The following is a 20,519-nucleotide window of genomic DNA, read 5'->3' as shown; positions in this document are numbered from 1 at the left end:
TAGCCGCCGATCACAATATCTGTGCAGCGTCCTCGAAAGCGAGGCGCGGGTTGCGGGGGAACATGCCGTCGTCGTTGCCGACGCCGATCGAGCACAGGAAGTTGGTGACGACCCCGGTGCCGGCCCAGAACTCGGCATCGACACGAGACTTGTCGAAGCCCGACATCGGCCCGACGTCGAAGCCCAGCGCGCGCGCCGCAAGGATCAGATAGCCGCCTTGCAGCGACGAGTTGCGAAACGTCGCATCGAGGATCGCGTCCGGCTTGCCGGCGAACCAGCTCCGCGCGTCGGTGTGAGGAAACAACTTCGGCAGCTGCTCGTGGAACTCCATGTCCATGCCGATGATGACGGTGACAGGAGCGGCGAGGATCTTTGCGGCATTGGTGCCGCTGGCACAGGCCGCAAGCCGGCTGCGAGCCTCGGTGCTGCTGCAAAAGACGAACCGCGCCGGCGACGAATTGGCGGAGGTCGGAGCCAGCGCGACCAGGTCGTACAGCCGGCGGATATCGGCGTCGGACACCGGCGCGTCGGTCCAGCCGTTGCGAGTCCGGGCATGGCGGAAAACCAGGTCGAGCCCGGCATCGTCGAGCGTCTGCGACACGATCAGACCGCGCGGACTTCGGAAACTTCCGGGACGTAATATTTGAGCAGCGACTCGATGCCCTGCTTCAAGGTTGCCGAGGACGACGGGCAGCCGGAGCAGGCACCCTGCATCTGCAGGTAAACGACGCCCTTCTGGAAGCCGCGGTAGACGATGTCGCCGCCGTCGTTGGCGACCTGCGGACGGACGCGGGTGTCGAGCAGCTCGGTGATCTGGGAGACGATGTCGGCGTCCTCTGGATCGTCGGTGACCGCCATCTCGGTCGCGGCGGCCTCACCCGAGAACAGCGGTGCACCGCTGCTGAAATGATCGACCAGAATGCCAAGCACCTGGACTTTCAGGCTCGACCAGTCGGCCGAGCCCTCGGCCTTGGTGACCGAGACGAAATCGCTACCGAGGAACACGCCCTCGACATCGCCGAGATCGAACAGTGCCGATGCGAGCGGCGAGCGCGCCGCATCTTCGGGGTTCGAGAAGTCGGCAGTGCCGTTCGGCATGACCTCACGCCCGGGCAGGAACTTCAGCGTCGCAGGATTGGGGGTGCGCTCGGTCTCGATGAACATGGCTATCTCCGTTGCACGGCATGTGGGCCGGAGCGCCGCCTGAATCAAGCGTCGGCAATACGCCTTCAGCTATGCCAGGGCGTCGACCCGCGCATCGTCGAGGCCGCCTGGGACGATCATCACCAGGCAAGGCAGGGTGCCGGCCCGCTCGCCGGCGAAATAGCTGACCAGCGGACCCGGCGCGCCTTTCACCGCGGCACCCAGCACCAGCGCACGGATCGACGGGTCGGCGGCAACCATCTCCATGACGGCATCGGTGGCCTCGCCGGTGCGGACCACCAGCGTCGGGCGCTCACCCGTCCAGGCGACGCATTGCGCCGCGATGCCGCTGAGCAGGGTATCGGCGCTGGACTGGGCCTCGGCCTCGATCGCCGCCTGGACCCCGCCCCATTGCATGAACTCGGTCGGCCGCATGACGTGCAGCAGGGTCAGTTGCGCGCCGACGTGCGCCGCTCGCAACGCCGCATAGCGCAGGGCGACCCGGGACTCGGGGGTATCGTCGACAACGACCAGGTAGGTCGCAGAAGTGGCGGGCACATCCATGCCCGCCACTCTACGCGTCGCTTTGTCGAATGCCGAGTCGGCTTAGATGCCCGATCGCGTCATCGGCGCCGGTGCCGGCCGATCCGGCAGGCGCACCCGCACCGTCTCGCCCGAATTGCCGGGGAAGTTGGTGAACAAGGCATCCACCAGCGGCGGCACCAGGCGGGTCAGGTCATTGGTCCGGCTGACTGTTTCAGCCCGACCCTCGAACACGCTGACATTGTCGGCAGCACGGTTGATGCGAACCGCGAGATAGGAGTTGAACACCGTCTGGCTGTAAACCTGCGGACCGGGTCCCCAGAACGGATCATAGCCGAAGCCGCCGTAACCGAAGCCGCCGCCAAAACCGCCGAACCGGCCAAAGCCGCCGCCGCCGAAGCGCCCGTAACGGCCATAGCCAAACCCGCCATAACCACCGAAGCCGCCATAGCCATAGCCGAAGCCCGGGGTCGACTCGATCTTCTCGCGCGGCTGGCTCACCGCATAGTCGACATTCACCACCAGCGTCGCCGCACCCGGTCCGGCTGCCTCGCGGTAACCGACTGCATCGAGACGCTGACGGATAAGATTGGCATAAGTCGCGAACTCGAGGCCGCCAGCCTTGGCCGGATCACGAGCCTGGATGACGAAGCTCTGGCCACTCGGCGCAGGCAGCGACTGGAAGCGATTGACTCGCGCTTCGAACGGGGTCGCGCAGGAAGCGACGGCGAGCAGCGCGAGGATAGGCAAGATACGCATGACGGGATCCTCGGATGAGACGAAACGTGCATGACCTATGTCAGGTTAATCACGACTGAATACAACGCCTGCGACAGCTTGTGGTTCAAGCACTTGAAGTCGCTCCCTCATCTACGAGCGAACGCTTGGTCATACCCCGATAAAGCCCACCGCCCGTTGCGCCTCCGCCAGAATCGGCGCCGCTATAGCATTCGCCCGCACCGCCCCCGCCGCCAGTACGGCATCAAGGCTGGCAACATCACGCCGGAGATGAACATATTCAGTATTGATCGGCGCCAAGGTGGCAACAGTAAGCTCAGCCAGCGCCGGCTTGAAAGTACCGAAACCCTGACCTCCGAAGCGCGTCAGCACATCAGCAATCTTTTCGCCAGCAAGCGCGGCGTACAGCCCAACCAGGTTACGCGCCTCGGGTCTCCCCGCAAGGCCGGCGGCTTCCGACGGAAGCGGCTCCGGATCAGTCTTGGCGCGCTTGATCTTGTTGGCGATCGCCTCCGCGTCATCCGTCAAGTTGATCCGGCTCATGTCGCTCGGGTCCGACTTCGACATCTTAGCGGTGCCGTCGCGCAAAGACATGACGCGCGCCGTGCCGTGTGCATCGGTGCCGCCGATCACCGGCTCGGGGATCGGGAACAGGTTGACGGCGTAGTCGGCATTGAACTTGATCGCAATATCACGCGCCAGCTCGAGATGCTGCTTCTGATCGTCGCCGACAGGAACGTGGGTCGCCTTGTAAGCCAGTATGTCTGCGGCCTGGAGCACGGGATAAGTATAGAGTCCAACCGATGCGCCTTCGCGGTCCTTGCCGGCCTTGTCCTTGAACTGGGTCATGCGGTTGAGCCAGCCGACCCGGGCGGTGCACATCAGGATCCAGGCAAGCTCGGCATGGGCAGGAACGCGGCTTTGATTGAACAGCACGGCGCGATCCGGATCGACGCCTGAGGCTAGGAGAGCGGCAGTCATGTCGCGCATGCCATCGCGGAGGGCGGCAGGGGCCTGGGACACGGTGATGGCGTGGAGGTCAACGATGCAATATACGCATTCGTAGTGATCCTGCATCGCCACCCAGTTGCGGATCGCGCCGAGATAATTGCCGAGGTGAAGATTGCCGGTCGGTTGTATGCCGGAAAAGACGCGGGTCATGCTTTGGTCCTTCGACCGAGTTGGCTGCGCAGGTCGGCGAGCGAAAAGGCGCCCAGCAACCAGGCGGCAGCGAGATAGGCGAGACCACCGGCGCTGATCAACAGGGTGAGCGAGACGATCCGCTCGATCAATGCGGCGGCCATGAAGGGCAGGACCAAGCGGTTGGCGATGACGAGTATGGCCACCATTATGGCGGTCGCCAGGACGAGACGGGGGGCGCTGCGTCGGAGGCGGGAGTCGGTGAGGAAATGGCCGCGGCGGCGGAGGACCCACCAGAGGGCGATGGCGTTGACCCAGGCGGCGGCGGCGGTTGAAAGGGCGATGCCGACGAAGCCTAAGCTCCAGATAAGGCTCAGGTTTCCGACCAGGTTTACCAGCATTGAGGCGACGGCGATGCGGACGGGGGTGCGGGTGTCCTGGCGGGCGTAGAAGCCGGGGGTGAGGACCTTGATCAGCACGTAGGCGGGCAGGCCCAGCGAGAATGCGGCCAGGGCGTTGGCGGTGTTGATCGAATCGCCGAGGGCGAACTTGCCGTGCTCCAGCAGCGTGCGGATGATCGGCAGGGCGCTGGCGACGAGCGCGGCGGCGGCGGGCAGGGTCAGCAGCAGCACGATCTCAATGGCGCGGTTCTGGGTGTGCATGGCGACGGCGTCCTGCTTCGCTCCCAGCTGGCGCGACAGGGTCGGCAGCAGAGCGGTGCCGACGCCGATGCCGACGAGGCCGAGCGGCAACTGGTTCAGCCGATCGGCGTAATAGAGGTAGCTGACCGCGCCCTCCGGCAGGAAGCGCGCCGCCAGCGACGTCGAGATCAGCAGGTTGAACTGCACCGCCCCGGCCCCGAGCGCGGCGGGCCAGATGATCGACATCAGGCGGCGCACGGCGGGCGTCAGCTTAGGCGCGCGCAATTTCAGCCGCACGTCGGCGCGCAGGCACGACCACAGCAGCCAGCCGAACTGCAGGATGCCGGCGACGGTGACGGCGGCGGACTGGACGCGGGCGGTGGCGATCTCGTCGCTGGAGTGGAAGAACAGCAGCCCGCCGATCAGGCTGAGATTGAGCAGGATCGGCGCCGCGGCGTTGACCCAGAAGCGCTGCATCGAATTGAGGATGCCGCCGAGCAGCGAGACCAGCGAAATCAGCAGCAGATACGGGAAGGTGATCCGCGTAAACTCGACCGCCAGCCCGAATTTCTGCGGACTCGCGTCGGGAAAGCCGCCGGTCATCGCCCAGACGACCGGGCCGGCGAGCACCAGCATCAGCGCGGTGAACAGCACCAGCGTCGGCAGCAGCACCGCCAGCGCCTCCTCGGCAAAGCGCTTGCCCGCGGCGAGGTCGCCGTCATGCTCGCCGATGGTGCGGCTGAACATCGGCACGAAGGCGGAGGCGAAGGCCCCTTCGGCGAATAGCGCGCGGAACAGGTTCGGCAGGCGGAAGGCGATAAGGAAGCAGTCCGAGGCGAGGCCGGCACCGGCAAAGCGCGCGAACAGCATGTCGCGGACGAAGCCGAGAATGCGGCTGATGAGGGTCAGGCCGCCGATGGTGCCGGTGGCGCGCAATAAATTCATGAGGTTGAGCCGTGGGAAGGACTGAGCCTCTCCCCCACCCCAGCCCTCCCCACTCTCCGCTTCGCGGGGGGGGAGGGGGAAGCAAGACTGCTCCCTCCCCCCCCGAGAGCGAAGCGAACGGAGAGTGGGGAGGGCTGGGGTGGGGGTTCTTGGGGTCTCACAGGCCGAGCAATCCTGTCAGCACAAGGGCGAGATCATAGTCACGGCTCAGCACATCGGAATTGTTCAGCCGGATCGTGCGATAGCCGCGATTCGTGAAATATTCGTCCCGGACCAGGTCATACTCGACGCTGTGATCGTGCGATCCGCCATCGACCTCGACGACGACCTTGCTCCGATGCGAGGCGAAGTCCGCGATGTAGCGGGTCTCGAACGCCACCTGCCGCCGAAAATGCATCGTTTCAAAAGGCGCGGCGCGCAGCACGCGCCACACCGCGCGCTCGGGCGGGGTTGCCTCGATACGCATGGTGTGGGCCCGCCCGGCAAGGGTCGCGTCGCGCTCCGTCACTTGAAGCAGCGCCGCGACATTGACCTTAAGCGTTGCCGATCGACGGCTGGCCGGCGTTGGCGCCGGCCTGCTGCTGCGCCATGTAGAGCGAGCCGAAGTCGATGGGCTCGAGCAGCAGGGGTGGGAAGCCGCCGTCGCGGGTAGCGTCGGCGATGATGCGGCGGGCGAACGGGAACAGGATGCGCGGCGCCTCGACGACGAGGAACGGCTCCAGTGCTTCTTCCGGCAGGTTGCGCAGCGCGAACAGGCCCGCATAGAGCAGTTCGACGACGAAGGCGACGGCATCGCCGTTGAAGGCGCGGGCGTCGATCTTGAGCTCGACCTCGTAGACGTCGTCGCCGGCGCGGCGGGCGTTGACGTTGACGTTGATCTCGATGCGCGGCTGGCCGTCCATCTGCAGCGAGCCCGGGGCGCCCGGGTTCTCGAAGGACAGGTCCTTGGTGTACTGGGTCAGGATGCCGACCTGCGGCGCGGTCGAGGCGGCCTCGTCGAAGCCATTGCCCTCGGTGCTGCCGCTGAAGTCGGCGCTGAAGTCGTTGCTGTCGTCGGCCATGATGCCAGTCTTCCTGTGCGTAAATTGCGGCGCGACGGCTAGCAGGGAGCGCCGGGTCCTGCAAGGCGGCTACCGCTCGACGGCGCCCGGCACGCCCGATGCGCAGCCCTTGCACGACGCCCAACGCGGCTTATGTCGCATGAACGGGTCGACGATGGACCCCGGCGCGGCGAATTGCTATTGTCGTGCGTTCTATGCGCCTATCTTGGCGCGAAAGTGAGTAGCCGATGTCCGACAGTGGTTCGTGGATCGAGATCATTCTGCTGGCAATGCTGGCCGGTTTCATCGGCTTGCGGCTGGTCAGCGTGCTCGGCCGGCGCACCGGTGCCGAGCGCCCGGCCGGTGAGCCCTATCGTGCCGGTCAGGCCGAAGTGCTGACGCCGCAGCCGCGCCTCGGCGAGACGCGGCCCCGCGCCCAGATCGAGCTGCCCGCCGGGACCGAGGCCAGCCTGGCGCCCGAGCTGCAGCGCATTGCCGAGGCCGATCACAGCTTCGACGCGGTGCGCTTCGTCGATGGTGCCAAGGGCGCCTATGGCATGATCCTCGACGCCTTCTGGAAGGGTGATGCGGCCGCGCTGCACGGCCTGATGTCGGATGAGGTGCAGGCCCAGTTCTCCCGCGCCATCGCCGACCGCAAGGCCGCCGGCCAGGTGCTGGAGAACCAACTGGTCCGCATCAACGGCGCCGGCATCACCGCCGCCCAGATGATCGGCCAGATGGCCGAGGTGACGATGCAGTTCAACGCCGACATCGTTGCGGTGACGCGCGATGCGAGCGGCAACATCGTCTCCGGCTCGACCAGCGACGCCATCGCCAACATCGATATCTGGACCTTCAGCCGCCATGTCGGCTCGCAGGATCCCAACTGGTTGCTGATCGCCACCGACGACCTGTCGGCGTGAAGTCGTCCTTGCGGCGGGGGGTCCTCGCCGCCTTCGTCCTGCTGGCGGGCTGCGCCTCGACGCCTCGTGTCGCCACCCTGCCGCCGGCAAGATCGGCGCCGGCAACGACCGCGGCGGCGGCGGCCGCCGCATTCGACAAGCCACCCGAGACCGCGATCACCGTCGGCACCCGGCCCGGCCCGGCGCTGGCCTCGCTGCCGGGCTATGTCGCCGACGATCCGACGCTGGCGCTGGCGGCGTTCCGCCGTTCGTGCCCATCCCTGCAAAAGCGCGTCGACCTCAGCGGGCTGACCCAGCCCGGCGACTGGGCTGCGGCCTGCGCTGCTGCGGCGACCGCGACCGACGCGCGGGCGTTCTTCGCCTCGGCGCTGGTTCCGGTGACGGTGGCCAGCGGCACCGGCCTCAACACCGGCTATTATGAGCCCGAACTGGCCGGCTCGCGCACCGCTGCGCCCGGCTATGCCGTGCCGCTGTACCGGCGCCCGACCGACATCGTCGAGGCCGATCTGGGTCAGTTCAACGACACGCTGAAGGGTCGCAAGATTCGCGGCCGCGTCGTCGGCAATGCGCTGGTACCCTATTGGGACCGCGGCGAGATCGACGACGGTGCATTGGCGGGTCGCGGCCTCGAACTGGCTTGGGCGGCGGATCCGTACGAGGTCTTCTTCCTGGAGATCCAGGGTTCGGGGCGGCTGCGGCTGCCCGACGGTTCGGTGATGCGCGTCGGTTTCGACGGGCAGAACGGTCGCGATTACACCGGGATCGGCAAGCTGCTGCGCGACCGCAATGCCCTCGGGCCGGGGCAGGCGACGATGGACGGCATCATCGGCTGGATGCGGGCGCAGCCCGACGGCGGCAAGGCGTTGATGCGCGAGAACCGCTCCAAGATCTTTTTCCGCGAGCTGAAGGGCGATCCGTCGCTGGGGCCGCCGGGTGCGATGGGTGTCCCGCTGACGCCGCGCGTCAGTGTCGCCGCCGATCCACGCTTCGTACCGCTGGGTGCGCCGCTGTGGCTGGTGTCGCGTGCCGAGGGTCCATTTGCGCGACTGATGGTGGCGCAGGACACCGGCGGCGCGATCAAGGGACCGAACCGGGTCGATATATTCTGGGGTGCGGGCACCGATGCACGGCGGATCGCCGGTGGCTTGTCGGCGACCGGCACGGTGACGTTGCTGCTGCCCGCCGTGTCGGCTGCGAGATTAAGTGGCGCGCCGGCGGCCCCCTGAGCCGAGCGAGGCGGAGGGCGCCGCGATGTGGTCGCACGTCGCGGCCAGCGTCCGGCCACTTGCCGGGCGAACCGCACCGCCCGCGCCCAAGCCCGGCTTCAGGATCGCCGAGAAGCCGCCGGGGGTGCCGGAGCCGCCGCGCCGGGCCGCGATCGCCAACCGCGTCGCGGTCGATTCGGCGACGCTCGACGGCGGTTGGGAACGCGCCATGATGAAGGGGCGGCTGCGCCCCGACACGACGGTCGACCTGCACGGCTATACCCGCGACCGGGCGCACGCGCTGCTGGTCTCGCGAATCCAGGACGCGGCGATCTCGGGGCTACGGGTCCTGCTGGTGATTACCGGCAAGGGTGCGCGTGGCGGCGACGATGATTCGCACGATCCCAACGAGCGGCCGCGCGGCGTCATCCGCGCGGCATTGCGCGGCTGGCTGCAAAGCTCCGAACTGCGGCCGTGGATTGCCGCCTTGCGCCCTGCCCATCCCCGCCACGGCGGCGGCGGGGCGTGGTATGTCATCCTGCGGCGGCGTTGATCCGGCGCCGCGACCGTTCGCCCTTGTCGAGGAAAGACCGCCGATGCGCCTGCTCCCTATCGTATTCGCGGCAGTGTTGTTCGCCGGACCGGCGTTCGCCGCGCCGGAGCCGCCGGACGGCTCGCCGCCGGGGATCGTGCCGGCAGTCGCGATGACCGACCGGCCCGCGGCGATGATCGCCCTCGATGCGAGCCGCAAGCCGGTGGAGGTGCTGAAGTTTCTCGGCCTGAAGCGCGGCGACCGCGTCCTCGATGTGATGGCCGGCGGCGGCTATTATAGCGAGATCATCGGCAATGCGATCGGCAGCAAGGGCCATGTCCTGGCCGAGGCCGAACTGGCGAGTGTCGACACCAAGTCGGCCGAATGGGCGGCGCTGGTCACGCGCGTACCCAATGTCGAAATCCTCGACCAGGCGCCGGGCGACCTGCGGCTGCCGGCGAACAGCATCGACTTCACGCTGATGCACCTGGTCTATCACGACACTTATTGGGAGAGCGCCAAGGACAAGTTCGCGCGCATCGACCCGGCGCTGTTCCTGAAGCGGATCTATGCGGCGACCAAGCCGGGCGGCATCGTCGGTGTGGTCGACAGCATCGCCAACCCGGGCGGCGACACCCGCGCGGTGGTCGACAAGCTGCACCGCATCGACCCGGCGGTCGTCCGTGCCGACTTCAAGGCGGCAGGCTTCAAGCTGGAGGCCGAGTCGAAGCTGCTGGCCAATCCGGCGGACGATCACACCAGGCTGGTGTTCGACCCGGCGATTCGCGGCAAGACCGACCGGCTGGTCTACCGCTTCCGCAAGCCGCTCTAGCCGAAGGCGACCTTGGCACGGACGACGCCCCATAAGGCGCCCGAGACGAGCCTGCCGAGCACGCCGTTGGGGTTGAGGCTGACGGCGCGCAGGGTCATGCGGACGCCGTTGACGATGTGCTCGCGGCGGTACAGGCGCAGCGCGCGCGCGGCATAGGCGCGGGTGTGGACGCCGCCGGTGTAGGTGGCGCGGGGATCGCCGGGCAGGACGTTGGCAGCGAACCACGCCCAGCCGAGCTCGTCGTCGCCGGCCTCGGCAAAGCGGGTGGCGGCGATGCGCAACCGGTTGGCGAGGGGCAGCTTGGGGGCGCGGGCGAAGGCCTTGGCGAACAGGCGGTAGTGGGCGAACTCGTCGGCGGCGATGCGCCCGGCGACGGCTTTCAGAACCGGCTCGTCGGTCGCGTCGCGGAGGGCTGAATAGAAGCTGGAGGTGCCGGTCTCGACGACCTGGCGCGCCACCAGTTCGCCGGTGCGCGAGCCGCGGATCGAGGCGGTGGCGTCGACCTCGATCTGGTAGCCGGTGCGGAAGTCGCTGAGGGCGCGGTCGAAATCCCAGCCGGGCTCGGCCAGCATCGCCCAGCGGCCAAGGGCGAGACCGTGCTGCGCCTCCTCGGTGCCCCAGCGCTCGACTTCGGCGAGGAAGGCGTCGTCGCCGGCGAAGACGCCGCGGAGGTAGGCGACGTAATCGGCGGCATTGGCCTCGACGAGCGCGGCGGCCTTGACCAGCCCGACGAGGTCGCGGTCGACGCGTGTGGCGTCGAAGGCGGCCCAGTCGATGGAGTCGAGAGTCCAGCTCATACGAAGCCGAGCGCCACGATCAGCCGGCAGTCGATGACCAAGCCGTCGGCGCGGCGGGCGTCGAGCCAGGTCTTCAGCTCGGCGAGGGGCACGACATGGACGGTGATGTCCTCGCCGGGCACGCCGCCGCCGGGGCCGGTGCGGGTCAGGCCGGTGGCGCGGAACAGCTGGAAACGCTCCGCCGACATGCCGGGCGAGGTCGCGTATTCGCCGAGGTCGTCGAGGCTGGCGGCGGTGAAGCCGGTCTCCTCCTCCAGTTCGCGCGCGGCGCTGTCGGCAGCGGTCTCGCCTTCGGTCAGGTCGGCGATCAGGCCGGCAGGCAGCTCGATGGTGCGGGTGCCGAGGGGGACGCGGTGCTGCTCGACCAGCACGATCTCGGCGGCGTCGGTCAGCGCGATGACCACCGCGGCGCCGATGTCACGGGTGCGGGCAGCGTATTCCCAAGTCCCTTCGCGGCGGATCTCGATGTACTTGCCGCGCCATTCGACGGTCATTCAGCGCTCCAGCTGGTTGTGCAGCGGCTGGCCGGCGGCGAAGCGCCCGACGTTCTCGGCGAACAGCTTGAAGATGCGCGCCGGGGTGCCGGCCGAGCTCCAGGCGACATGCGGCGTGATGCGGACATTGGGCGCGCTCCACAGCGGGTGGCCGGGGGGCAGCGGTTCCGGGTCGGTGACGTCGAGCGAGGCGGCGCCGACCTGGCCCGAGGCGAGTGCGTCGATCAGCGCAGCCGTGTCGACGATGCCGCCCCGCGCGATGTTGACGAGGTGGACACCGCGCCTGACCTTGGCGAAGGCGTCGGCACCGAGCAGCCCGGCGGTCTCGGGCGTCAGCGGCGCGGCGATGACGATGTGGTCGGCGCGGGCGAGCAGAGTGTCGAGGGGCACGATCTCGATGCCCTCGGGGGCGGCGGCGGCGCTGCGGCGCTGGGCGACGACGCGCATGCCGAAGGCGCGGGCCAGCGTCGCGACGCGCCCGCCGATCTGGCCGATACCGATCAAGCCGAGGGTCTTGCCGTCGAGGCTGCCCAGCGGATTGGCGATCATCGCCTCCTGGCTCGGCACCTCACCGCCATCGACGGCATAGATCGCGGGGATGCGCTTTTCGTGCGACAGCATCGCGGCGAGGACGAATTCGGAGATCGGCTGGGCGCTGGTGCCCGCGGCGGTGGCGACGAGCGGGCCGTCGAACAGCCAGGCGGGATAGCCGTCGATGCCGGCGGAGGCGAGCTGGACGAATTTGACTTGCCCCGGCCAGCCGGGCGGCGGCGGGACATCATGGTCGGCGGTGTGCTCGCCCTGGCCGTGGAGGGCGAAGATGATGTCGACGTTGGTCGGCAGGTCCCAGCGGCGGGACTGGTCGATCGCGCTCACCTCGCCGACCAGCGGATGGCCGGTCAGCAGCGCGCCGGTCGCCGGGGCGAAATGGTGCGCGACGCTGAACTTGGCCTGGGTCATGCGGCAGGGTTAATCCGGTGTCCGAAGCGGCGCAAAGAAAAAGGGGCCGCATCGCTGCGACCCCTTCGTCATTCGTGTCGACTGCTTACAGGGCGGTGATGTTGACCGCTGCCTGCTTGCCGCGACGATCTTCCTCGAGTTCGAAGCTGACGCGCTGGCCTTCGCCGAGGCCCGACATGCCGGCACGCTCGACGGCCGAGATGTGGACGAAAGCGTCCGGGCCGCCGTCTTCGCGCTGGATGAAGCCGAAGCCCTTGGTGCCGTTGAAGAACTTGACAGTGCCTTCGACGCGCTCGCCGGTAGCGGCAGAGCCGCCGCCGCTGTTGCCGCCGAATTCACGGCTGGCGCCGCCGTAGCCGCCGCCGCGCGGGCCGTCGTTGGCGCGCGGTGCGCCGAAGCCACCAGCGCCGCCACGATCTTCGCGGGGCGGTGCGCGGTCGGTGACCGGCAGGGGCTCGCCGTCGATGACGATGTCGGTCGCCGAGACGCGGCCGTTACGCTCCGTCAGGGTGAACTCGAGCGGCTGGCCATCGGCGAGACCGGTCAGGCCGGCCTGCTCGACTGCCGAGATGTGGACGAAGACGTCCTCGCCGCCGTCATCGCGAACGACGAAGCCGAAGCCCTTTTGAGCGTTGAAGAACTTGACCGAACCCTTGGCAGTGCCGAGGTTGATGCCGGGGCCCATGTCACGCGGCGGACGCGGTGCGCCGAAGCCACCACCGCCACCGGGACGTCCACCGAAACCGCCGCCGCCGCCCGGGCGACCGCCGAAACCACCGCCGCCGCCGCCGAAGCGGTCGCCACCACCGCCGCCGAAGCGATCACCGCCGCCGCCACCGAAGCGGTCGCCGCCGCCTTCGAACTGGTCGAAACCACGCTCGCGCTTGTCGAAGCCACCACCACGTGCAGGTCCGCGCCCGCGCTTGTCAAAAGTCATCTCAGTCTAGTCTTTCAAATATCGTCGTTAGTTCGTGCGCCGTCGGCTGAACGCAAACACTTCAACCACGGTTCCCGGAAGCCATCTCCATACGCGCCCATCGCGTCAGAAGGTCCGCTCCGACTCCAGCCGTAGCCGAAAATCGATGCACAGGCGAGTTAATAAATCCCGGAACAGTTGCAGTCCGGCGGCGGTTCATCGCGGCACTCCAACAGCTCGAGGCCCGATCCATGACGACCACGGCAGACAGCGCGACCGAATCGCGTAACGGCCCCGCAGAGCAGCGCGACGCCGCCCGCGCCAAGCGCGATGCCCAGCGTACCAGCCGCGATGCCGCTCCGGCCGGCACGCACAAGGATCCGTATCAGAATCTGGGCGGCGTCGAGCGCGGCATCTCGGTCGCGCTGGGCACCATCCTCGGCCTCGCCGCGACTCAGTCGAAGGGGCCGCTGGGCGTCATCCTGGGCGTCGCCGGCGGCGCCATGGTCGCCCGCGGCGTCACCGGCACCGCACCGGTCAAGCGGCTGCTCGGCACCGAGCCCGACGAGCGCCGCCTGGCGAAGAAGCAGGGCTGGTCGAGCGCCGCCAAGGCACCGCGATCGGTGACAATCAACGCCGGCCGCGACACGGTCTGGGACGTGCTGCGCAACGTCGCCGGCTGGCCGTCGTTCATGGAGAACATCACCGCCGCCAGCAGCAGCGGCGACAGCCTGACCTTCACGTCGCAGGGCGCGACCGGCCCGGTCGATACCCGCGCGACGATCACCGAGGACGTTCCCGGGGAGAAGTTCGCGTGGGAATCGAACAAGGGCAGCGCCCATCCGAACCGCGCCAGCTTCGAGCTGCGCGAGGCAACCGGGGGCCGCGGCACCGAGATCCATGCGCTGGTCGCCTATGAGCCGACCGGTGGCAGCTTCGGGCGCTATGCGGCGAAGTTCACGCAGAAGGAGCCCGGCATCCAGACCCGGCGCGACCTGAAGCGACTGAAGAACCTGATCGAGGCCGGCGAGGTCGCGACCAACGCGCGGACCCGCGCCGAACAGGCGTTGAACCCGCCCAAGTCCTGATCCACCGACCCTGAAAGCCCGTCGCGGCTTCTCCACAAGTCCAACCCGAGGAATCAGAAATGCGCGCAGCTGTATGGCACGGCAAGCAGGACGTTCGCGTCGACAACGTCCCCGATCCCCAGATCATCAACCCGCGCGACGCGATCATCAAGATCACCTCGACGGCGATCTGCGGCTCCGACCTCCACCTGTACGACAATGTCATCCCGACCATGCAGAAGGGCGACATCCTGGGCCATGAGTTCATGGGCGAGGTCGTCGATGTCGGATCGGCGCACCGGAACGGCGATTCGTTCGGCACGCCGCTGAAGGTCGGGCAGCGCGTCGTCGTGCCGTTCACCATCGCCTGCGGCCACTGCTTCTTTTGCGAGAAGGACCTGTGGTCGTGCTGCGACAACTCCAACCCGGCCGACAACCAGGACATTTCCGAGACGCTGATGGGCCACAGCCCGTCGGGACTGTTCGGCTATAGCCACATGACCGGCGGCTATGCGGGCGGCCAGGCGGAATACGTTCGCGTTCCCTATGCCGACACCGGCCCGATGGTCGTCCCCGACCATCTGGAGGACGAGCAGGTGCTGTTCCTCACCGACATCTTCCCGACCGGCTACATGGCCGCCGAACAGTGCGACATCGAGCCCGGCGACACCGTCGCGATCTGGGGTGCCGGACCGGTCGGCCAGTTTGCCATCCGCTCCGCCTTCATGCTGGGCGCCGAGCGTGTCATCGCCATCGATCACCGCGAGGCGCGGCTGGCACTGGCGCAGGATGCCGGCGCCGAGTGCCTGAACTTCGAGATCGTCCACATCCTCGACGCGCTCAACGAGATGACCGGCGGGCGCGGTCCCGACCGCTGCATCGACGCGGTCGGCATGGAGGCGCACGGCCTGTCGATCGACAATCTCATCGATAAGGCCAAGCAGCTGACGATGCTGGGGACCGACCGTCCGCACGTCCTCCGCGAAGCGATCCTGGCGTGCCGCAAGGCCGGGACGGTCAGCATTCCGGGCGTCTATGGCGGCTTCCTCGACAAGATCCCGTTCGGCGCGGCGATGAACAAGGGCCTGAGCTTCAAGACCGGCCAGACGCATGTTCACCGCTATCTCAAGCCGCTGCTCAAGCGCATCGAGAACGGCGAGATCGATCCCCGGGTGATCATCAGCCACACGCTGCCGCTGTCGGACGCGCCGATGGCGTACAAGAACTTCAAGGACAACCAGGACGAGTTCCGCAAGGTCGTGCTGAAGCCCTAGGCCGAACTGCGCCGATCAACCCCGGGCCACCGCCCGGGGTGGGCGGGCAAGCGGCAGGATCGGCCTCGCCAGGTATCGAGGGTGTCGCTAACCTGGCGCGGTGAGAGTCGCGTTCCGGTTCCTGATGGCGCTGCTGCTGGCCTGGCCGCTCGCCGCGCAGGCGACGTGGCGGCGCGCCGAAACCGCCAGCTTCATCGGCTATTCGCGCGGCAGCGAGAAGGAGCTGCGGACGCGGCTTCACGAGCTGCAGGACTTCGATACGCTGTTGCGGCTGGTCACCGCGGTCAAGGCGCCGCCGTCGGAGGCCAAGCTGCCGGTGTTCTTCATTGCCGGTCGCGACCTCAAGATCCTCGGCATCGCCGATGCGCAGGTCGACGGCATCTATGTCTCAAGTCCGGGGCTGGTCTATGCCGCGGTGGCGACCGACCGGGCCTCCAACAGCTTCAGCAACGGCGTCAACACCGCGCTATTCCACGAATATGCGCACCATTTCATGTTCCAGTATTTCACCGCCGCCTACCCGCCCTGGTATGTCGAGGGCTATGCCGAGTACATGTCGACGGCGACGTTCAAGCCCGGCGAAACCAGTTTCGGCAGCTTCGACAAAGGCCGCGCCTATCAGCTGATCGCGCTGCCGTGGATGCCGATGCAGACCTTGCTGACGGCCCGGCGCAGCGACCTGAAGGACGCGCAAGTCCCGGCGTTCTATGCGCAAAGCTGGTTGACTACCCATTACCTGATGCGCGACGCGCAGCGGTCAAAGCAGTTGATCGCCTATCTGCAACTGGTCGCGAAGGGCACGCCGCGCGATGCGGCTTTCACCACCGCCTTCGGCCTCGGCATCCCCGAATTCACCAAGGCGCTGCGGGCGTACATGACGTCGAAGGAGTTCACCCATTCGCGGATGACCGGCGCGGCGGCGGGTCCGTCGCCGGGCGATCCGGTGACGGCGATGACCGTGCTGCCGCCGTCCGCCGACGATCTGCTGATCCCGGCGACCCGGCTGTCGGTGATTGAGGGACGCGACCAGGCCCCTGCCCTGCTCGACCTCGTCCGCACCGCCGCGGCGCGCTATCCCGGCGATGCCTATGCGCAGGCCGTGCTTGCCGAGGCCGAGATCAAGCTGGGCGACCGGGCCGCGGGTCTGGCGTTGCTCGATGCGCAGCTGGCGGCGCGGCCGGCCGATGCGCAACTGCTGTACCTGCGCGGACGTGCCTGGCTGCGCGATGCCGTCATCGCGCACCGGGCGGGCAAGGACGCCGGCGACCTGATGAAGCAGGCGCGCCGCGCCCTTGCGGCGGCCAACCGCGCCCGGCCCGACGACTACCGCATCCTGTTCGCGCATGCGCTGGCATCGCGCGAAGGCCGCCTGCCCGATGCCGAGATGCCGGTGCTGCTGCGCGCCGCCGAACTGGCACCGCAGGTCGGCGAGATCGCCATCGTCGCCGCGCAGGCGCTGGCGGCGCGCGGCGACAAGGCGGAGGCGCGGCAGTTGCTGACCCCTGTCGCCAATGATCCGCACGAAGGGCCGGGGTCGAAGCGCGCCGCGGCGATGCTGGCGGCGCTCGACCGCAACGCTGCCGTCGATGCCGGGCCGGAGGAAACGCCCGATGGCGAGAAGGACGACTGACCGCGCCTTGCGCTTCGTTACGGGCGCCACATCTAGGCGGGCATGGACAGCCTGATCGCGCTCTTTTCGCAACCGGCGACCTGGGTGGCGCTGGCGACGCTGATCGCCATGGAAGTCGTGCTCGGCATCGATAATCTGGTGTTCGTCTCGATCCTGACCAACAAGCTGCCCGAGGCGGTCCGGCCGCGAGCCCGCAGGATCGGCATCGGGCTGGCGCTGGGCCTGCGGCTGGCGCTGCTCGGCACAGTGGCGCTGATCGTCAAGCTGACACAGCCGATCTTCACGCTGTTCGATCACGGGTTCTCGTGGCGCGACCTGATCCTGATCGCCGGTGGCCTGTTCCTGGTGTGGAAGTCGACGACCGAGATCCATCACAACGTCGACCCGGCTGCCGTCGCCGACGAGCTCGAAGCCGACGCCGCGCCGGTCGGCAAGGCGGTGACCATCGGCTTCGCGGCGGCGATCGGGCAGATCATCATGCTCGACCTGGTGTTCAGCATCGACTCGATCGTCACCGCCGTCGGCATGACGCCGCACATCCCGGTGATGGTCGTCGCGGTGATCGTCGCGGTGCTGCTGATGCTGCTCGCGGCGGGGCCGTTGTCGGACTTCATCGCGCGCAACCCGACGGTGGTGATGCTGGCGCTGGGGTTCCTGCTGATGATCGGCATGACGCTGATCGCGGAAGGCTTCGGCGCGCATGTCGAGAAGGGCTATGTCTATGCCGCGATGGCGTTCTCGGCGGCGGTCGAGGGCCTCAACATCTGGTCGCGCGGCGCCCGCGTGCGCAAGGCGCGCCGCTGAGCCCTTTCCTTTTGTGCCACGCGCCGCCGCCTGCTAGTCAGCCGCGATGACCGTTTACCTGCACGAGGGCGACCTGCCCCATGACGTCTTCGCCCCCGGGCCCATCGCGGTGGACAGCGAGACCATGGGGCTGCACCCGCACCGCGACCGGCTGTGCCTGGTCCAGCTCAGCGACGGCGGCCCCGACGAGCATCTCGTGCGCTTCGCCAAGGGCCAGTACGACGCGCCGGTGCTGAAGGGCATCCTGAGCGATCCCAACCGTCTGAAGCTGTATCATTTCGCGCGCTTCGACCTGGCGGTGATCGAGCAGTATCTCGGGGTGCGCGCCATCCCCTGCTATTGCACCAAGATCGCCTCCAAGCTGGTCCGCACCTACACCGACCGCCACGGCCTGAAGGACGTCCTGCGCGAGACCATCGGCGTCGACATCTCCAAGCAGCAGCAGTCCTCCGACTGGGGCGCGCCGGAGCTCAGCGACGCGCAGAAGGAATATGCCGCCTCCGACGTGCGTTACCTGCACCGGGCGCGCGAGGTGCTCGACACCCGCATGACCCGCGAGGGCCGCATGGAATACGCCCAGGCGTGCTTCGACTTCCTGCCGTGGCGCGCGTCGCTCGACCTGGCGGGCTGGCCCGAAGTCGATATCTTCGCCCATCTGTGAGCGTCGCCGCCGCCAGCTATACGCGCCGCCAGCGGTTGGCCCTGCCCGGCAGCAGCCACGACCGCATCGTCTCGGTGTTGAAAGTGCTGCTGCCGTTCCTGGCACTGGCGCTGCTGGCGCTGATCATCATCCTGCCGCTCAGCGGGGCGCGCGAATTCTCGTTCCTGCTGGCCAAGGACAAGGTCGCGATGGCCGCCGACCGGCTGCGCCTCGACAAGGCGGTGTACCGGGGCGAGACCGCCAAGGGCCAGCCGTTCATCATCCGCGCGGGCGGTGCCGTCCAGCACAGCAGCGCCGTGCCGATCGTCGAGCTGACCAGCCTCGACGCGACGCTGGCGATGACCAAGGGCGATGCGCACGTCACCGCGCCGACCGGGAAATACGACATGGACCATGACCGGCTCAACATCGCCGGGCCGGTGCGCGTCGATGGCGACGCCGGCTACACGCTCGACAGCAAGGACGTGGTGGTCAGCCTGATCGACCGGACGGTGCAGACCGACTCGGCGGTGACGGGGACGCTGCCGCTGGGGAATTTCCGCGCCAACGCGCTGCGTGCCGACCTGGCGGGCGAAACCGTGGTGCTGACCGGGCGGGCGCACTTGCACATCCTGGGGGCTTCGGCCAGACGGGCGGCACGATGAAGATTGCCCTGATCCTACTGCCGCTGCTGCTGGCCACCGCTGCCGCCGCGCAGAACTCCGCCCTCAAGGGGCACAACACCGACGCGCCGATCGACGTCGACGCGGCGCGGATCGAGGTCAGCGACAAGGCCAACCAGGCGATCTTCTCCGGCGACGTGCATATCCGCCAGACCGACCTCAAGCTCGACGCCGACAGCGTCAAGGTGTTCTACCTGCGCCCGAAAACCGGCGACCCGACGATCCAGCGCCTCGACGCCACCGGCAACGTCGTGATGACCTCGCCGACCGAGAAGGCCAGCGGGCGGCTGGGCATCTATGACGTCACCCAGCGCCAGATCACGCTGATCGGCGACGTCGTGCTCAACCGCGGCGACTCGGTGCTGCGCGGCCAGCGGCTGGCGATCGACCTCGACAGCGGGCGCTCGACTCTCGACGGCGCCAACGCCCCCGGCAAGCCCGGCGAGCCTGCGACCGGCGGGCGCGTCTCGGGACGCTTCGTCGTTCCACCCCGGAACGGCTCAAACTAAGTCGAATTCGGCAGCGAAACGGCTCGACAAGCCTCCTGCCGCCTTTGCAAATCGCCGCCGAGGCGCTAGGCGTTTTCCTTGCCATGCACGTTTCGCGCCAGTTGATCTGGCGGCACGTGACGGGCTGTTGCAGGAGCGTATATGGCGGATCTCGACCTGATGGAGCGTGAGGCCGAAGCGACCGCCGCGGCGGCGCAGCGCGGCCTTGCGGTCGTCGCCATCGGCAAGCGCTACGACAAGCGCGTCGTCCTTCGCGACGTCTCGCTGACCGTCAATCGCGGCGAGGTCGTCGGGCTGCTAGGCCCGAACGGCGCCGGCAAGACGACCTGCTTCTATTCGGTGATGGGGCTGGCGATGCCCGACCAGGGCCGCATCCTGCTCGACGGCAACGACATCACCGCGCTGCCGATGTACCGCCGTGCTGCGCTCGGCCTCGGCTATCTGCCGCAGGAAACCTCGATCTTTCGCGGCATGACGGTGGCGCAGAACATCTCTGCGGTGCTGGAAGTCTCGGAGCCCGACAAGGCCGCGCGCGCAGTGCGGCTGGAGCAACTGCTGGACGAGTTTCACATTGCCCGGCTGCGCGATGCGCCGGCGATGGCGCTGTCGGGCGGCGAGCGGCGGCGTTGCGAGATCGCCCGCGCGCTGGCGGCACAGCCCTCGATCATGCTGCTCGACGAGCCGTTCGCCGGCATCGACCCGATCTCCATCGCCGACATCCGCAACCTGGTGGTGCAACTCCGCGACCGCGACATCGGCGTGCTGATCACCGACCATAATGTCCGCGAGACGCTGGAAATCGTCGACCGCGCCTGCATCATCTACGACGGCCGCGTGCTGTTCGAGGGCACGCCCGAGGCACTGGTCGCCGACGAGACGGTGCGCCGCGTGTACCTGGGCGAAGGGTTCAGCCTGTGAAACCCGCCGTAAATCCTCCCCCTCTTCAGGGGGAGGTGGCGCACCGCGCCGGAGGGGGAGCCACAAGCGCTATCCTCGCCCGGAAGCCCCCTCCGTCACCTTCGGCGACACCTCCCCCTGAAGAGGGGGAGGATCAGGTCGACTG

Annotated in this window: 24 protein-coding genes; 12 read left to right on the top strand and 12 right to left on the bottom strand. The window is 68.1% G+C overall.

All coding sequences use genetic code 11. From position 1 onward, the window contains the following. Positions 1-10: 10 nt before the first annotated feature. The 8 genes from ACOFKW_RS06155 to secB form a co-directional block, all read right to left on the bottom strand. On the bottom strand, positions 11-601 hold the full coding sequence (locus ACOFKW_RS06155; RefSeq protein ID WP_419816460.1) for a malonic semialdehyde reductase: 591 nt from the start codon (positions 599-601) through the stop codon (positions 11-13). Between the two features lie 2 nt (positions 602-603). Next, on the bottom strand, positions 604-1,164 hold the full coding sequence (locus tag ACOFKW_RS06150; RefSeq protein ID WP_419816459.1) for a NifU family protein: 561 nt from the start codon (positions 1,162-1,164) through the stop codon (positions 604-606). Positions 1,165-1,233: 69 nt separating this feature from the next. Beyond that, positions 1,234-1,707: a universal stress protein gene (locus tag ACOFKW_RS06145; protein WP_419816458.1), complete on the bottom strand. Its 474-nt coding sequence runs from the start codon at positions 1,705-1,707 to the stop codon at positions 1,234-1,236. Between the two features lie 42 nt (positions 1,708-1,749). After that, positions 1,750-2,445, bottom strand: coding sequence for a DUF4136 domain-containing protein (locus tag ACOFKW_RS06140; RefSeq protein ID WP_419816457.1), 696 nt, complete (start codon positions 2,443-2,445; stop codon positions 1,750-1,752). A gap of 129 nt (positions 2,446-2,574) precedes the next feature. After that, entirely contained in the window at positions 2,575-3,585 is a 1,011-nt protein-coding gene (trpS, locus tag ACOFKW_RS06135) for a tryptophan--tRNA ligase (protein ID WP_419816456.1), read from the bottom strand. Beyond that, positions 3,582-5,150, bottom strand: a complete 1,569-nt coding sequence (gene murJ / locus ACOFKW_RS06130; protein ID WP_419816455.1) for a murein biosynthesis integral membrane protein MurJ — start codon at positions 5,148-5,150, stop codon at positions 3,582-3,584. Before murJ ends, trpS begins: the two co-directional genes overlap by 4 nt. A gap of 157 nt (positions 5,151-5,307) precedes the next feature. Continuing rightward, entirely contained in the window at positions 5,308-5,658 is a 351-nt protein-coding gene (locus ACOFKW_RS06125) for an endonuclease domain-containing protein (protein ID WP_419816454.1), read from the bottom strand. Between the two features lie 25 nt (positions 5,659-5,683). Beyond that, a complete protein-coding gene (gene secB / locus ACOFKW_RS06120) occupies positions 5,684-6,211 on the bottom strand; it encodes a protein-export chaperone SecB (protein ID WP_419816453.1) in 528 nt (175 codons plus the stop codon). Between the two features lie 227 nt (positions 6,212-6,438). On the opposite strand from secB, the gene ACOFKW_RS06115 reads away from it, so the two are divergent. Genes ACOFKW_RS06115 through ACOFKW_RS06100 form a run of 4 tightly spaced genes read left to right on the top strand, consistent with a single transcriptional unit; the run spans position 6,439 to position 9,682 of the window. Beyond that, complete coding sequence (locus ACOFKW_RS06115) at positions 6,439-7,113, top strand: Tim44/TimA family putative adaptor protein (RefSeq protein ID WP_419816452.1); 675 nt, start codon at positions 6,439-6,441, stop codon at positions 7,111-7,113. Continuing rightward, entirely contained in the window at positions 7,110-8,339 is a 1,230-nt protein-coding gene (locus ACOFKW_RS06110; RefSeq protein WP_419816451.1) for a murein transglycosylase A, read from the top strand. Before ACOFKW_RS06115 ends, ACOFKW_RS06110 begins: the two co-directional genes overlap by 4 nt. After that, positions 8,317-8,871: a Smr/MutS family protein gene (locus ACOFKW_RS06105; RefSeq protein ID WP_419816450.1), complete on the top strand. Its 555-nt coding sequence runs from the start codon at positions 8,317-8,319 to the stop codon at positions 8,869-8,871. Before ACOFKW_RS06110 ends, ACOFKW_RS06105 begins: the two co-directional genes overlap by 23 nt. Positions 8,872-8,914: 43 nt before the next feature. Then, positions 8,915-9,682 carry a class I SAM-dependent methyltransferase gene (locus ACOFKW_RS06100; RefSeq protein ID WP_419816449.1) on the top strand — a complete coding sequence of 256 codons (768 nt, stop codon included), beginning with the start codon at positions 8,915-8,917 and terminating at the stop codon, positions 9,680-9,682. On the opposite strand, the gene ACOFKW_RS06095 is transcribed toward ACOFKW_RS06100, so the two are convergent. From ACOFKW_RS06095 to ACOFKW_RS06080, 4 genes are all read right to left on the bottom strand, one after another. Further along, on the bottom strand, positions 9,679-10,479 hold the full coding sequence (locus ACOFKW_RS06095) for a hypothetical protein (protein ID WP_419816448.1): 801 nt from the start codon (positions 10,477-10,479) through the stop codon (positions 9,679-9,681). The two genes, ACOFKW_RS06100 and ACOFKW_RS06095, sit on opposite strands and share 4 nt — an antisense overlap. Further along, on the bottom strand, positions 10,476-10,973 hold the full coding sequence (locus tag ACOFKW_RS06090; RefSeq protein ID WP_419816447.1) for an NUDIX hydrolase: 498 nt from the start codon (positions 10,971-10,973) through the stop codon (positions 10,476-10,478). The genes ACOFKW_RS06095 and ACOFKW_RS06090 overlap by 4 nt, the downstream gene beginning before the upstream one ends. Then, entirely contained in the window at positions 10,974-11,933 is a 960-nt protein-coding gene (locus ACOFKW_RS06085; RefSeq protein WP_419816446.1) for an NAD(P)-dependent oxidoreductase, read from the bottom strand. It lies immediately after the preceding gene. 85 nt (positions 11,934-12,018) lie between these two features. Next, entirely contained in the window at positions 12,019-12,870 is an 852-nt protein-coding gene (locus tag ACOFKW_RS06080; RefSeq protein ID WP_419816445.1) for a cold-shock protein, read from the bottom strand. Positions 12,871-13,100: 230 nt separating this feature from the next. Between ACOFKW_RS06080 and ACOFKW_RS06075 the strand changes: the two genes are divergently transcribed. The 8 genes from ACOFKW_RS06075 (at position 13,101) to lptB (ending at position 20,374) form a co-directional block, all read left to right on the top strand. Beyond that, positions 13,101-13,937 carry an SRPBCC family protein gene (locus ACOFKW_RS06075; protein ID WP_419816444.1) on the top strand — a complete coding sequence of 279 codons (837 nt, stop codon included), beginning with the start codon at positions 13,101-13,103 and terminating at the stop codon, positions 13,935-13,937. 59 nt (positions 13,938-13,996) lie between these two features. Further along, complete coding sequence (locus ACOFKW_RS06070; protein ID WP_419816443.1) at positions 13,997-15,190, top strand: zinc-dependent alcohol dehydrogenase; 1,194 nt, start codon at positions 13,997-13,999, stop codon at positions 15,188-15,190. Between the two features lie 100 nt (positions 15,191-15,290). Beyond that, a complete protein-coding gene (locus tag ACOFKW_RS06065) occupies positions 15,291-16,820 on the top strand; it encodes a hypothetical protein (protein WP_419816442.1) in 1,530 nt (509 codons plus the stop codon). Between the two features lie 42 nt (positions 16,821-16,862). After that, complete coding sequence (locus ACOFKW_RS06060; protein WP_419816441.1) at positions 16,863-17,624, top strand: TerC family protein; 762 nt, start codon at positions 16,863-16,865, stop codon at positions 17,622-17,624. 46 nt (positions 17,625-17,670) lie between these two features. Further along, entirely contained in the window at positions 17,671-18,285 is a 615-nt protein-coding gene (locus tag ACOFKW_RS06055) for a ribonuclease D (protein ID WP_419816440.1), read from the top strand. Continuing rightward, positions 18,282-18,929: an LPS export ABC transporter periplasmic protein LptC gene (gene lptC / locus ACOFKW_RS06050; protein WP_419816439.1), complete on the top strand. Its 648-nt coding sequence runs from the start codon at positions 18,282-18,284 to the stop codon at positions 18,927-18,929. The genes ACOFKW_RS06055 and lptC overlap by 4 nt, the downstream gene beginning before the upstream one ends. Next, positions 18,926-19,456: an LptA/OstA family protein gene (locus ACOFKW_RS06045; RefSeq protein ID WP_419816438.1), complete on the top strand. Its 531-nt coding sequence runs from the start codon at positions 18,926-18,928 to the stop codon at positions 19,454-19,456. The genes lptC and ACOFKW_RS06045 overlap by 4 nt, the downstream gene beginning before the upstream one ends. Before the next feature lie 141 nt (positions 19,457-19,597). Further along, positions 19,598-20,374, top strand: a complete 777-nt coding sequence (gene lptB, locus ACOFKW_RS06040; RefSeq protein WP_419816437.1) for an LPS export ABC transporter ATP-binding protein — start codon at positions 19,598-19,600, stop codon at positions 20,372-20,374. The last annotated feature ends 145 nt before the right edge of the window (positions 20,375-20,519 follow it).

Origin of the sequence: Glacieibacterium sp., assembly GCF_965200405.1 — a bacterium.
Lineage (GTDB): Bacteria > Pseudomonadota > Alphaproteobacteria > Sphingomonadales > Sphingomonadaceae > Glacieibacterium.
Note: the sequence above shows the minus strand (reverse complement) of the source record. Positions and strands in the feature narration are given on the sequence as shown.

Bases quoted from the DNA above. Each gene is read 5' to 3' on its own strand.
- murJ (WP_419816455.1), bottom strand. From the start codon at position 5,150: ATGAATTTATTGCGCGCCACCGGCACCATCGGCGGCCTGACCCTCATC.
- lptB (WP_419816437.1), top strand. From the start codon at position 19,598: ATGGCGGATCTCGACCTGATGGAGCGTGAGGCCGAAGCGACCGCCGCG.
- ACOFKW_RS06145 (WP_419816458.1), bottom strand. From the start codon at position 1,707: ATGGATGTGCCCGCCACTTCTGCGACCTACCTGGTCGTTGTCGACGAT.
- secB (WP_419816453.1), bottom strand. From the start codon at position 6,211: ATGGCCGACGACAGCAACGACTTCAGCGCCGACTTCAGCGGCAGCACC.
- ACOFKW_RS06055 (WP_419816440.1), top strand. From the start codon at position 17,671: ATGACCGTTTACCTGCACGAGGGCGACCTGCCCCATGACGTCTTCGCC.
- ACOFKW_RS06095 (WP_419816448.1), bottom strand. From the start codon at position 10,479: ATGAGCTGGACTCTCGACTCCATCGACTGGGCCGCCTTCGACGCCACA.
- ACOFKW_RS06140 (WP_419816457.1), bottom strand. From the start codon at position 2,445: ATGCGTATCTTGCCTATCCTCGCGCTGCTCGCCGTCGCTTCCTGCGCG.
- ACOFKW_RS06070 (WP_419816443.1), top strand. From the start codon at position 13,997: ATGCGCGCAGCTGTATGGCACGGCAAGCAGGACGTTCGCGTCGACAAC.
- ACOFKW_RS06090 (WP_419816447.1), bottom strand. From the start codon at position 10,973: ATGACCGTCGAATGGCGCGGCAAGTACATCGAGATCCGCCGCGAAGGG.
- ACOFKW_RS06115 (WP_419816452.1), top strand. From the start codon at position 6,439: ATGTCCGACAGTGGTTCGTGGATCGAGATCATTCTGCTGGCAATGCTG.
- ACOFKW_RS06060 (WP_419816441.1), top strand. From the start codon at position 16,863: ATGGACAGCCTGATCGCGCTCTTTTCGCAACCGGCGACCTGGGTGGCG.
- ACOFKW_RS06045 (WP_419816438.1), top strand. From the start codon at position 18,926: ATGAAGATTGCCCTGATCCTACTGCCGCTGCTGCTGGCCACCGCTGCC.
- ACOFKW_RS06085 (WP_419816446.1), bottom strand. From the start codon at position 11,933: ATGACCCAGGCCAAGTTCAGCGTCGCGCACCATTTCGCCCCGGCGACC.
- ACOFKW_RS06080 (WP_419816445.1), bottom strand. From the start codon at position 12,870: ATGACTTTTGACAAGCGCGGGCGCGGACCTGCACGTGGTGGTGGCTTC.
- ACOFKW_RS06075 (WP_419816444.1), top strand. From the start codon at position 13,101: ATGACGACCACGGCAGACAGCGCGACCGAATCGCGTAACGGCCCCGCA.
- ACOFKW_RS06100 (WP_419816449.1), top strand. From the start codon at position 8,915: ATGCGCCTGCTCCCTATCGTATTCGCGGCAGTGTTGTTCGCCGGACCG.
- ACOFKW_RS06150 (WP_419816459.1), bottom strand. From the start codon at position 1,164: ATGTTCATCGAGACCGAGCGCACCCCCAATCCTGCGACGCTGAAGTTC.
- trpS (WP_419816456.1), bottom strand. From the start codon at position 3,585: ATGACCCGCGTCTTTTCCGGCATACAACCGACCGGCAATCTTCACCTC.